Origin of the sequence: Clostridium sp. TW13 (assembly GCF_024345225.1) — a bacterium.
Taxonomy (GTDB): Bacteria; Bacillota; Clostridia; order Clostridiales; family Clostridiaceae; genus Inconstantimicrobium; species Inconstantimicrobium mannanitabidum.
In genome coordinates, this window is sequence record NZ_BROD01000001.1 from 1929897 (window position 1) to 1942705 (window position 12809).

The 12809-nt window shown below is 29.1% G+C and carries 12 protein-coding genes and 1 pseudogene; 3 read left to right on the plus strand and 10 right to left on the minus strand.

The window, feature by feature from the left end; all coding sequences use genetic code 11:
• Positions 1–91: 91 nt before the first annotated feature.
• From cysS to OCU47_RS09560, 6 genes and pseudogenes are all read right to left on the minus strand, one after another.
• Entirely contained in the window at positions 92–1504 is a 1413-nt protein-coding gene (gene cysS, locus OCU47_RS09535; RefSeq protein ID WP_261828367.1) for a cysteine--tRNA ligase, read from the minus strand.
• Positions 1505–1896: 392 nt separating this feature from the next.
• Positions 1897–2271 carry an aspartate 1-decarboxylase gene (gene panD, locus OCU47_RS09540; RefSeq protein WP_261828368.1) on the minus strand — a complete coding sequence of 125 codons (375 nt, stop codon included), beginning with the start codon at positions 2269–2271 and terminating at the stop codon, positions 1897–1899.
• 46 nt (positions 2272–2317) lie between these two features.
• Positions 2318–3160 carry a pantoate--beta-alanine ligase gene (gene panC / locus OCU47_RS09545; protein ID WP_261828369.1) on the minus strand — a complete coding sequence of 281 codons (843 nt, stop codon included), beginning with the start codon at positions 3158–3160 and terminating at the stop codon, positions 2318–2320.
• 22 nt (positions 3161–3182) lie between these two features.
• The gene (gene panB, locus OCU47_RS09550; protein WP_261828370.1) at positions 3183–4010 is read right to left on the minus strand and encodes a 3-methyl-2-oxobutanoate hydroxymethyltransferase; all 828 of its coding nucleotides are present in this window, start codon (positions 4008–4010) and stop codon (positions 3183–3185) included.
• A complete protein-coding gene (locus OCU47_RS09555) occupies positions 4010–4531 on the minus strand; it encodes a DUF2520 domain-containing protein (protein WP_261828371.1) in 522 nt (173 codons plus the stop codon). Before OCU47_RS09555 ends, panB begins: the two co-directional genes overlap by 1 nt.
• Before the next feature lie 84 nt (positions 4532–4615).
• Positions 4616–4900: pseudogene (locus tag OCU47_RS09560) on the minus strand (Gfo/Idh/MocA family oxidoreductase); the annotation flags it as partial.
• 396 nt (positions 4901–5296) lie between these two features.
• On the opposite strand from OCU47_RS09560, the gene gloA2 reads away from it, so the two are divergent.
• Complete coding sequence (gene gloA2 / locus OCU47_RS09565) at positions 5297–5677, plus strand: SMU1112c/YaeR family gloxylase I-like metalloprotein (RefSeq protein WP_261828372.1); 381 nt, start codon at positions 5297–5299, stop codon at positions 5675–5677.
• A 296-nt stretch (positions 5678–5973) separates the two neighbouring features.
• On the opposite strand, the gene OCU47_RS09570 is transcribed toward gloA2, so the two are convergent.
• From OCU47_RS09570 to OCU47_RS09585, 4 genes are all read right to left on the minus strand, one after another.
• Positions 5974–6465, minus strand: a complete 492-nt coding sequence (locus tag OCU47_RS09570) for a hypothetical protein (protein WP_261828373.1) — start codon at positions 6463–6465, stop codon at positions 5974–5976.
• A 17-nt stretch (positions 6466–6482) separates the two neighbouring features.
• Positions 6483–8630 carry a hypothetical protein gene (locus tag OCU47_RS09575; RefSeq protein WP_261828374.1) on the minus strand — a complete coding sequence of 716 codons (2148 nt, stop codon included), beginning with the start codon at positions 8628–8630 and terminating at the stop codon, positions 6483–6485.
• A 13-nt stretch (positions 8631–8643) separates the two neighbouring features.
• Positions 8644–9267 carry an ATP-binding cassette domain-containing protein gene (locus OCU47_RS09580; RefSeq protein WP_261828375.1) on the minus strand — a complete coding sequence of 208 codons (624 nt, stop codon included), beginning with the start codon at positions 9265–9267 and terminating at the stop codon, positions 8644–8646.
• An 81-nt stretch (positions 9268–9348) separates the two neighbouring features.
• Positions 9349–10566 (minus strand): alpha/beta hydrolase, encoded by a 1218-nt coding sequence (locus OCU47_RS09585; protein WP_261828376.1) that lies wholly within the window; start codon positions 10564–10566, stop codon positions 9349–9351.
• A 120-nt stretch (positions 10567–10686) separates the two neighbouring features.
• Here OCU47_RS09585 and OCU47_RS09590 point away from each other — a divergent pair, with 120 nt between their 5' ends.
• Together OCU47_RS09590 and OCU47_RS09595 are read left to right on the plus strand one after the other, a co-directional pair.
• Positions 10687–11229 (plus strand): GNAT family N-acetyltransferase, encoded by a 543-nt coding sequence (locus tag OCU47_RS09590; protein WP_261828377.1) that lies wholly within the window; start codon positions 10687–10689, stop codon positions 11227–11229.
• A 127-nt stretch (positions 11230–11356) separates the two neighbouring features.
• Positions 11357–12595, plus strand: coding sequence for an IS256 family transposase (locus tag OCU47_RS09595; protein ID WP_261828378.1), 1239 nt, complete (start codon positions 11357–11359; stop codon positions 12593–12595).
• The last annotated feature ends 214 nt before the right edge of the window (positions 12596–12809 follow it).

Consider the following 12809-nt stretch of genomic DNA (forward strand, 5'->3'; position numbering starts at 1 on the left):
ATAATATTTTTTCAAACGTCATTAAACTTTTGATTATAATTGCATCATTAACAAGAGAGTTCTATATTTTCTCCAAAAGAATTATTTATATTCACATTAACCTCCATGTAGTACCTTCTTTAGTATCCTTTATTTCTATATTTTGTTCTAGTAGCAAATCTCGTATCTCATCAGCTTTCTTCCATTGCTTATTTGCTCTTGCTAAAGATCTTTCTTTTATTAAATCTTCAACTTTTTCAGCCTTATCTTTATCTAATGTAATAGGCTTTGCTACATTTAATAAATCCAAGCTAAAAACTCTATCAAAATCACCTATTAATAGCTTCTTTTCTATATTATTTAAATCTTTACTCTTTATCACCTCATGTAAAACTGTAAATGCATTAGCTAGATTTAAATCGTCATAGATTGATTCATTAAATTTATCTTTAAAAGCTTCTATTGCTGCTTCATTGATACTTTCATCTTTATTTATATTGTTTATTACTGTAAAAATTCTGTTCTTCATTGATTCAAATGACTTTTTAGCTTCGTGCAAACTTTCATAATTAAAAGTCAATGTCTTTCTATATTGAGATTGTAATACATAAAACCTATAATCCATTGGTGAAAATCCATCCTCAATTAATTTATCTAATGTATAAAAGGTTCCACTTGATTTAGACATCTTTTCATTCTCTAATATAAGATAATTTCCATGAACCCAATAATTTACCCATTTATGCCCCAAGGCTGCTTCTGATTGCGCAACCTCGTTTGTATGATGTACAGGCAAATGATCTATTCCACCACAATGTATATCAATATTTTCTCCCAAGTATTTAATTGCTATTGCAGAGCATTCCATATGCCATCCTGGAAAACCTATTCCCCAAGGAGAATCCCATTGTAGAATATGATTCTTATATTTAGAATTCACAAACCACAAAACAAAATCTAAGGGATTTTTCTTGAATTTATCTACCTCAATTCTGCTTCCTGCCATTAATTCAGTCACATTTAAGTTTGCTAATTTATCATAATTGGGAAATTTATCTATAGAAAAATAAACATTTCTATTTGCAACATAGGTATATCCTTTAGACTCTAAAAGCTTTATAAGGTTTATCATATCCTCTATGTGTTCTGTAGCTCTGGCTTTTACTGTTGGAGGTTCTATATTTAGTCTTTCTAAATCTTTAAAGAAAGCCTCTTCATAAAACCTTGCTAGTTCTAATACATTTTTATTTTCTCTTTTTGCTCCAAGCTCCATCTTATCTTCACCCTCATCTCCATCAGATTGAAGGTGACCTACATCAGTTATATTCATTACATGTTTAACTTTATATCCCTGATACTTTAGTACTTTTTTAAGTACATCTTCAAAAATATAGGTTCTCAAATTTCCTATATGAGCGTAATTGTATACTGTTGGTCCACAAGTATATAATTTAACCTCTCCATTTTCTATTTCATTAAATTCCTCTTTCCTTCTACTTTCACTGTTATAAATTTTTAGTTTCATAATTGTACCTCCATCTAAATTTATGTAAACAAAAAACTGCAGGAATTTGTAGTTTTTCTTATATAAGGCATCTGAAAATAAATAACAAGTCAAATATCCATCGCATATGGACTTACTTATTTTTGAAGATGCCTAAAAAGAAAAACTACAAGTTAAACCTGCAGTTTATTAATTAACGTATAAGAATATAAAAATGAATACAGGTCTGCTATCGTTTTAAATTTTTATTATTTTCAAAACAACAACAGCAACAAAATTTCATTTTAATATTCCTCCTTTAAATTTACTATATTTAACATAGCATATTATACATTCTTTTTCAAATATTTTTTATAAAAAAAGAATACCAACTTTAAATTGTTGATATTCTTTCTTAAAACTCTCTTTATCTTCTATTCATTAGATTCATAATTCGTAATTTCTTTTATTGTATTGTCATCGTTCATAAATACAACCTTCGGTTTATATTTTTTAGCTTCTTCTTCACTCATTTGTGCATATGCTATAATAATCACCTTATCCTCAGGTTGCACAAGTCTTGCTGCAGCTCCATTTAAGCAGATTACTCCTGAATCTCTTTTGCCTGGAATTACATAAGTTTCAAACCTTTCTCCATTATTAACATCAACTATTTGAACTTTTTCATTTTCTATAATACCAGAAGCCTCCATTAGAGTTTTATCTATAGTAATGCTTCCCATATAATTCAATTCAGCTTGAGTTACAGTTGCTCTGTGTATTTTTCCTTTTAACATAGTTAATATCATAATTTTTCCCCCTATTAATGTAATTTTTACTCTTTATCTTTAATCATTAAATTTCATACGTAAAATTGTCTATCAATCTCGTTTTTCCAATATAAACTGCTATAGGAACCAGTATATTTCTTTCGATTACTTCTACATCATTTAAAGAATCGCCATCTACAATTTCAACATAATCAATCTTTGCTAAAGGTTCCTTACTTATTTCAACTCTAATTAGTTCCTTAAGTTTATAAGCATCCCTTTCACCATTATCCAAAGCTTTTTTAGCCATCTTTAAACTTCTGCTTAATACTAAAGCTGCTTTTCTTTCTTCTGCTGACAAATAAGTATTTCTTGAACTTTTTGCAAGCCCATCTTCTTCTCTAACTATTGGACATGGTATTATCTCTACATCAATATTTAAATCTCTAATCATTCTCTTTATTACTGCAACTTGTTGAGCATCCTTCTGTCCAAAATAAGCTCTATCCGGAGTTACAATATTAAGGAATTTTGAAACCACAAGACATACCCCATCAAAATGTCCTGGTCTTTTTGCTCCACAAAGTACATCTGTAAGTCCTGAAACACTTACACTTGTAGATTTATCTTGAAAATACATCTCTTTAGGTTCTGGATTAAACACTACTGTTGCTCCAGCATTCATACAAAGTTTTAAATCTTTATCAATATTTCTTGGATAAGCATCATAATCTTCATTAGGTCCAAATTGTGTTGGATTAACAAAAACACTAACCACCACTCTGTCATTTTCAGCTACAGCTCTCTTTATCAAACTTTCATGACCTTCATGTAAAGCTCCCATAGTGGGTACAAATCCAATGGAAAGACCTTCTCTTCTCCATGATTTAATCATACTTCTAAGTTCTTTTATTTCTTTTACTAGCACCTTAAGCAACCTTCCTTCTCTATTAATAAAGTTTATTCAATTCATTTTCATCTATTTTAAAACAATGCTTTTCTTCAGGGAAAGTATCATTTTGTACTTCCATAATATAAGAGTTTATTGCCTCTCTCATAACATTTCCTATATTAGCGTATTGCTTAACAAACTTTGGAATAAAGTCATTGAACATGCCAAGCATATCTTGATAAACTAATATCTGTCCATCACATTCCTTACCAGCACCAATACCTATAGTAGGAATTGATACTGATTTTGTAATTAATTCAGCTACTTTTGCAGGTATCCCCTCAAGAACAATTGCAAAAGCTCCTGCTTCTTCTATAAGCTTTGCATCTTCAATAAGTTTTTTTGCAGTTTCCTCGCTTTTTCCTTGTACCTTAAATCCACCAAAGGCATTAACAGATTGAGGTGTTAACCCTAAGTGTCCCATTACAGGAATTTGAGCATTTACAATACCTCTAATTTGTTCTATAACATTGGCACCACCTTCTAACTTTACAGCATTGGCGCCTCCTTCTTTAACTAATCTCCCAGCATTTAAAATAGCCTGCTCTTTGGATACATGATAAGATAAAAAAGGCATATCTGCCACAATTAAAGCATTTTTCGCTCCTCTTTTAACAGCCTTTGTATGATAGATAATTTCCTCTACAGTCACACTTAATGTGTCTTCTTCTCCTTTTACCACCATTCCGAGAGAATCTCCAATTAATATGCCATCAACTCCACTCTCATCAATTATCTTAGCCATTGAATAATCATAAGCTGTTAGCATAGTTAATTTTTTGCCGTCTATTTTGGATTGTTTAAAAGTTAATACAGTATTTTTCACTACTCTATTCCCCCTAAAAGTTGATTTATTTCTGAATATTTTTTTGAAGTACTTGCAAAAGCTTCAGTACTCATATTTTTCGCATTTTTAATTTGTACAAGTTTTAATAGATTTAAAGATAATTCTTTATAAATTTCTTTATCACCTTGCTTTACTGAACCTAAATGTCTTTTTATTGTGTTTACATCGCCTCTGGCCACAGGTCCAGTTAATGAATCCATAAAACCTTTTTCAGAGATATTTTTAATATTCCCTTTGATAAGTGGATATATAGCATTAAGCGCTTCTTTTTCACTTAAGCCCATATCCTTTAAATAACTTGTTCCTATCTCCAGCAAAGATAAAACTAGGTTTGAAACAAAAACATTAGCTAAATGATAAACTGAAGATGTATCCTTTTCTCTTATAAAATATTTATTTTTAAGATTATTCATGAGATTAATTATAGGTACATTTTCATTATTTACAGAGACATCTCCTTCAACAGAAAAATATATAGTTTCTAATTCTTTTAAATCCATATCTTTTTTAGAAAATGCGAATATTGGGTGTATAGAATAGGTTAATGCACCAGATTGTTTTGCATTAATTAATACAGTTGACTCAATCGAACCACTAGTGTGGCAAATAGATTTGTTCTTAAGATTATAATTCGATAATTGGTTATCTATAATTGAAATGACATCATCAGGCGTTGTAATAAATAATATATCACTTTCATTAATAATATCGTCTATGTTGTTATAAAATTTTGATTTAGTAATATTAGCTGCTTCTTCAGTTGAATTCTTATGCTCTCCGTAAAAACCAGTTAACTCTATCCCTTTATGAGTAAAGTAGCGACCTAAACTTACGCCTACCTTCCCAGGACCAATAAATCCGACTTTTATAAAGTACCACCTCCATAATCAGTGATACAACAACCTAATTTCAATCTCATTCCTATAGATATGAGTTGTATTAAACTTAGACATCTTGAAAAAATAAATAAGTTCAAACTCTAGCTTATTTTCAGACGCCTTATTTATGCTAAAATATCCGGTATAGTTCCTCTTCAAAGATACTACCCAAAAGTATTCTATCATTTATTTTTTTACTTTTCAATTAAAATACTTATTCATTTTAAGTAAATTAACACCATGATTAATTTTCATTGGCTAATTGATTATAGGAATAATTAGCATTTAATTTCAGCTTTCATTGTATTTTGATATCTGTACTTATATAATAGTCACATAAGTGTATATTAATTAATAAAATCAATAACCACTTTAAGGAGGAATACCATGAAGTTAAATCATATACATCACATTGCTATTATTGCTTCAAATTATGAAGTATCTAAAAATTTTTATACCAAGATACTAGGCTTTGAAATCATTAGAGAAAATTACAGAGAAGACAGAAAATCATATAAATTAGATTTAAAAATTGGTGACAGTGAAATAGAACTATTCTCTATGCCAGATGCCCCTAAAAGAGTTTCTCATCCTGAAGCTTGTGGTCTTAGGCACCTTGCTTTTAAGGTAGATAATATTGAAGAGGTAATCGCTGAATTAAATAAAAATAGAATCGAAACAGAACCTATTAGAATAGACGATTATACAGAAAAAAAGTTTACTTTCTTTAGTGATCCTGACGGATTGCCTTTAGAATTACATGAATAAAGACATTCATCCTTATGATGAACCAGTTATAAACATTCTTCCTATCATAAATGACTTGTTTGAATAAGAGTCTAATAAAAAATGTAGATTACTTGGATAAGGTATCTAAATAATCTACGCTTTTCTAATTATTTTATATTCACATCATTTATTCATTAAATCTTCATGAAATCTCTTGCACATAGCTGCAAGCTGGATAGCCTCTTTTTTTATGTTCCATCCTTATCTACCTTTCCATTTCTTTATCACCTTATATAGATATATACATTATCTATACATCATATATAACACTTAAGCTATCCTTTAAATTTTCCATTTTTTATAGCCTCTTTTTTTCTATCTTCTACTGTATCTTCTATTTCTTTTAAGGCTTCCTCATACTTCTTTGCTCCAGCTATACTTTTTATCTTTTCTTTATTTTTATCTGAAATAACAAAATCCTTAATTTCAATAATTTTATCACCGTTTATCAGATTCCCATTATCATCACGCGATGTACTAACATGCAAATCAGAATCCCACTTATAATCCGGATTAAGCTTTAGGGGAATAAATGTTGAATCACGGCTCCCATTATTATATACAATTTCTACAACATAATACTTATTATCTGACCCTGTATTTTGATTATTTAATCCTTTATCAATGCTTCTATGGACTTGATTTATCCCCATACCTTTGCCAGCAGTTTTTCCTTTATTATTTTGAAAATAAATGTATGAATAAATTCCTAAAAATACAACAAGTGTAGCGCTCAAAAAGATAGCTATTATTTTTCTATTTTTCACAAACTTAACCTCCTTTATTAACTTTCTATAAGTACCTGCTTTGCAATATTGCACTCTTTTATACTTAAAATTATACTAATTAATATGATATCAAAAAATGCAAGACATAAAACTATTCTTATTAATAATAAGGTATCACTAATTTTTAAATAACAAATAGCAAATATAAAATTCCAAAATACTACTAAGGCTAGATATACTAAACTGTGTTTTTCCAAAAATGTATGCCCAAAAATCCATTGAATTGCTAATGATTTTTTATTTAGTTCTAGATAATACATCGATGAAAAGAATAGTAAAATTATAGTCAAAATTGTGAATAATACACAGTAAACAGTAATTAATCTTAGTAACTGTTTATTATTTGCAATCCTTGATTCTACATTAGAATAAGCTATTGAAACAGGTTGCCATTCATTATTAAATTTATATTTTTCTAAAGTATCTTGTGTTTCTTTAAAAGGATTCGCATTGCCACTATTTTTGGTATAGTATCCATACCCCATAGAAATACTTCCTGCTAAAATTTGAGGATCAAATTGGCTATTCACCACTATAGCAATTGGATCAATAATCTCAAAATTATTATCAGCTGCCATATTAGTCGAGAATGTAAAATATGATTGATTATTTTTAACTAATATTATATTTACATTTAGAGGAATAGATTGCTTTTTACCGTATATGTCCCTATAGTCATTTACAATAGTTGCTTTAATATCATTTTCATACTGTTTAAACTTTGCAGGTACAATTACAGTTATTTCATTAGAACTGCCGTTCTCGTGGATATCTATTGGCTTATTATTCATTCCAACAATAGGATTAACAGTCAAATAATTTTTATTAATCTCAACCTTTGTTCCGTCCATTCCCCAAGGCTTTTTATTTAAATAAGTAGAAGGCCCATCTGTATAGTAGTTAGATGGAGAAATAAAAAATGCTCCTTTTGACTCTAATTCCTCATACATTAGTTTAAACCGTTGTTTTTCTTCATCAGTTTGAATCATTGATAATCCTTGTTTAGAATTCGAAATTATGCCCAAATAAGAATAACCTTTTAATACAGACCATTTTTGTTGCTTATTAACAGTGTTTTGTAGAGTAAAAAAAGTACTTATTCCTTGTTGCAATTCCAAAACGAGAAAAATAACTAATACAAGTCTAATGACAATATTTGTACAAAATAAAAATTTTATAGGCTTTTTGTTCTTAATCATTTGAGGAATATTTATAGTTTTAGTCCCTAGCCATGTAACAATAAAAATTATAAATATAGCTAAAGATAATGGAATAGTATTTTCTAAGCAAAAATATAAAAAAGGAAACAATTGTTGAAATCCATTGTAAAAATATAAATATCCAAATAAACCAAATACACTAACTGCTAATGAGCTTATAAAAATTTTTATATATTTCCTAAATAAATAAGCTCCTATCTGCCCAAAATTATATCCAAACAAATATCTTACTGCTATTTCTTTATAATTACTGATTGTATCATATAGCATTGCAAGAGTTATTAATAAACATAATACTATTGTTGCTTTATACATCATATCTTGATAGGGATATTGGGCAAATTCATACCTCGCTTCATCTTTTGAAGTTTCAACTGTAAATCCATATTCTGAAGCTACTTTTTTAAACTTTTCTGCATCATCTACTCCAGTTATTGTATAGGTACCTTTGATATCCTTTGTATTTTCAGCCGCAACAATTGGTCGAATTTCTATTGGATCAAAGCTATGAAAAATTTCTAGTTGCCCTACTTGATGATTATTATTAGTTTTTACTGTGGAAAGAAAATCATCTTTGTCACTATTAACATTTAAAAATCTACCCGTCTTTAACTTTAAATTTTTAAAGTATTTATCATTTTCGAATAAAGCCACGTAGTATACTGTTTTCCCTTTATTAACTCCATCATTTTCGTAAGATGCTCGTTGAATGTTTATTTTTGTTTGAGTTGCTATATTCTCTAATAAACGAAAATTTTCCGATTTACTTTTTTGGGGATTTCCATTTTTAATAGTAATATTCCATCTTTCATCCGCCACATTATTATTGAAAGATTGAAATTGTATATACTCAAATTGTTTTATAGATAAAAAATTTATAACTATAAACGAAATTGTAAATAGAAGAAAGATTAATTTTTTCATAATCATTCCTCCATTATAATTCTATGGTTCTTGAAAAGAATTTAGCTAGATTTTTGTCATGAGTAACCATAATAATAGTCTTTCCTTGTTTATGCAATTTTTCAAATAAAGCAACAACAACATCACGATTTTCAATATCTAATGATCCAGTTGGCTCATCTGCTAGAATTAGAGCTGGATCTTTAAGCAATAATCTAGCAATAGCTATACGTTGTTGCTCTCCTCCACTTAGAGTATGGACTATTTTATCTCCATAATTATCGAGCCCTACATCTTTTAATGCTAACGCTATAGCATAATATTTTTGCTTCCTATTCATTTTTTTATGCTTGAGAGCAATCTCTAGATTTTCATTTACTGATGCATTGTCAACTAAAGCATAGTTCTGAAAAACAAAGCCTAAACGATCTCTTAATAATATTCTTTTTTCTTTCCTTGTAGCTATTTCTTTGCCCATTATTTTTACAATACCTGAGTCAGCTTTTTCTAGTGTACCAATTATATTCAAAAGAGTGGTTTTGCCTTGTCCACTTTTCCCAACTATCCCAATAAACTCTCCATCTTCTACCCCTAAATTGAAATCCTTAAAAATAATTTTATCCTTAAATGATTTACATAAATTTATTACTTCTACCATATACCTCTCACTTTCTTAAAATCAAAAACATCTTACAAAATATTTTTCAACTTTCCAATTATCCTTTACCTAAGTTATTTCTTATTGTTTTTCAAACCCTATAAGCGAAATTAATCCACTAGCCAAAGTTTCTCCCCAGCTCAGATAGTCATGTCCACTATTAAACTGCTCAAAATACACATCATAACCCTTTGCAAGCAGCATATCTCTTAGTTTTACATTTGTGCCGATCATCTGTTTTTCATTTTCAAGCACCCCTACATTTAAGTAAAACTTAAGTGGTAATTTCTCAATTTGATTATACTGTTCACCTAACCAGCATTCTCCTTCTTTATTACCTTCCGGATCATACCAATAAGATCCTGACTGTGAAAGTACATTTCCAAATACTTCTGAGTGTTTTAAGCCTACATATGATGCCGTTAACCCACCCAAACTAAGACCTCCAATTACTGCTTCACTGGACATATTAGAGATATTATATTTACTTCTTACCCATGGAATTAATTCTTTCACAATCATATCACCAAAGTTATCACTACACCTTAATTCTTGTCTTCTTGTTTCTTCATATGAATCAATAAATATAGCAACAATTGGTGGTATTTTCTCATCCAGTATTAGATTATCTAAAGTTGTAGGTGCAGAAAGAATATCAATATATTCATTTCCATCAGTTAGTAACAAATAAGAGTATGATTTTTCAGGATCATAATTATAAGGGATGTAAATTCTAATTCTATGCTGGTTATTGAGTATTTTACTTTCAAATTGATATTCATGTATAGCCCCTGTAAAAGAATTTTCCCTTTTCTTTGTCCAAAAATCCTTCTTAGCATTTGGCATTATCACATATGATATTAATTTATCCTGATTTTCAAGAACATTTTTAAAGACGGTAGCATTATCATTAAATTCATCATGTTTTGATTCTTTGAATCGTCTTTCCCAATCATTATCAAAGGAATCATTAATAGAAAAATAATAAAAAATTCGAAGTTCATTTTTTATTTTTAAAGTTTTATACCATAAATTAGTATCTAAAATCTGCTCCATTTTACATTGTTGCAAATCATTGAATGTAACTGGAGAAATTAATAACACATTATCTATCTCTTCCTTAGCTTTATATATAAATGTCACCAAATTATTTTCCGTATCTCCTTCAATATTTTCAATCAGCGGAGCTCCATTCTTCTCCAAACTATCGAGAAACTGTTTTGATGATTCCTTATCCCCTTGCTTAATCTTAGTTAGTAAATCCATTAGTATTTTGCTTTGTAGCTCTTGTTGTTCCATTTCAGTTTTCTCTCCTCTATACTTATTTAGCTTTATATATTAATAATTATAACATAGCATCCATTTTTATGATATAATCGTAATATTAGTAAGTACTTCAGTCAAATGGGAGGTTAGCAAATGAATATAATTAGTAAAACGATCTTAAAAAATGGTGAAAATTTAATATTAAGACAACCTACCTCAGAGGATGCAAAAGATATGATTGAATATCTAAATATTGTTGGTGGAGAAAGTAATAACCTGCTATTTGGAGAAGGTGAGTTTAATCTTACTGTTGAACAAGAAATATCACACATTGAAAATATCAGTAAGAACCCTAATATATTAATGATTATAGGATTAATTGATAATAAGATTGTCAGTATAGCCCAAATCAGCAGCTTCGGTAGAAAGAGAATTTCTCATAATAGTGAGATTGCTATTTCAGTAAAAAAAGAATATTGGAATATTGGAATTGGTCGCTTTGTTATGGATTCACTGATAAACTTTGCAAAGAATCATAATACAATAAAAAACATCAGCCTTGGTGTAAAAGCAAGTAATCATAATGCAATTAAATTATATGAAAAATGCGGATTCCAAAAAGTCGGAATTCATAAAGATTTCTTCAATATAAATGGTGAATTTGATGATGAAATAATAATGGATTTATATATATAAATATAATTAAACCTGAAAAGCCGGGACAGTAGATAGATTTGTGTAAAAACAAATCTATCTACTATTTTTTTGTATGAAGAGTTGGTGGATTTGGAATAATATACTTATAAATTTAGGAGGAATTATTATGACAAAACAAATTGATTCAAACTTTAATTACAATGAAGAAGTGAAAAAATGTAAGACAATTGACGATGTTATGGGCAAGGATGGTCTAATACAAAGATTAGTGAAAGATGTCCTTGAAAATATTTTAGAAGGTGAGATGGAAGAACACTTAGGAAGAAATAAATATGAGCGTACTGAAGATTGTGAAACTACTAAAAAGAATTATAGAAATGGTTATAGTAGCAAAAATTTGAGGAGTTCCTTCGGTGACGTCGAATTAGACGTACCCCGTGACAGAAATGCTGAATTTGAACCTCAAATCATAAAAAAATATGAAACTGTTTGTACTGAACTAGATAAAAAAATCATATCTTTGTATGCTAAAGGAATGAGTACCAGTGATATTCAAGCTGAAATTGAAGACCTATATGGAATAACGATATCACCATCTATGGTGTCAAAAATAACAGATAAAGTATTAGCTAGCGCTACCGAATGGCAAAATAGAGCATTAGATAAAATCTATCCTATAATATACCTAGACGCAATGTATTTTAAAGTAAGAAGCAATGGCAAGATTGTAAATAAAGCTGTCTATATTTGTCTAGGTTATTCAATGGATGGATATAAAGATATATTAGGTATATGGGTTGATGAGGCAGAAGGCGCTAAATTCTGGTTAGGAATATGTAATGACTTAAAAAATAGAGGTGTTAAGGAAATTTTAATTGCTTGCATGGATGGGTTAAAAGGACTACCACAAGCTATAAAAACTGTGTTTCCTTCTGTTAATATACAAACATGTATTGTTCATCAAATAAGAAATTCAATTAAATATATAGCCTCTAAAGATAAGAAAGCTTTTATAAAAGATTTGAAGGAAGTTTATAAGGCTTCAACCGAACAACTCGCGTTGGCGCGGCTAGATAACTTAAAAGAGCTATGGGGTGATAAATATGGCATAGTAATTGATTCTTGGTATAACAATTGGAGTAATCTATCAACCTTCTTCGAATTTTCTCCAACTATAAGAAAAATGATCTATACTACTAATGCTTTAGAAGGATTTAATCGTCAAATACGAAAATTCACCAAGGTTAGAGTAATCTTTCCAACAGATGAATCCTTGAATAAATGTGTCTATTTAGCGACTATGGAAGTAATGGAGAAATGGAGCCAACCAATACATAATTGGGGAGCTACGCTAGCGGAACTATCAATAATTTTCGAAGATCAATTAAAAGATGAATTAGCTTAATAGCTTGTACTTCTTATAACTTCTATGCATAATATTTGATTCCATTAAGATACTAAAAAAGTGCAAAAGAAACATTTTTAGTATCTCTTGATATAAAAAAATATTACTGAAGATTAAAATTTCCAGTAATATTAAATGCTAATTACACAAATCTATCTATTCTCTCGAAAAGCCCTTATCTTAAGTTAAATTAATAACTTAGGATAAAGACTTT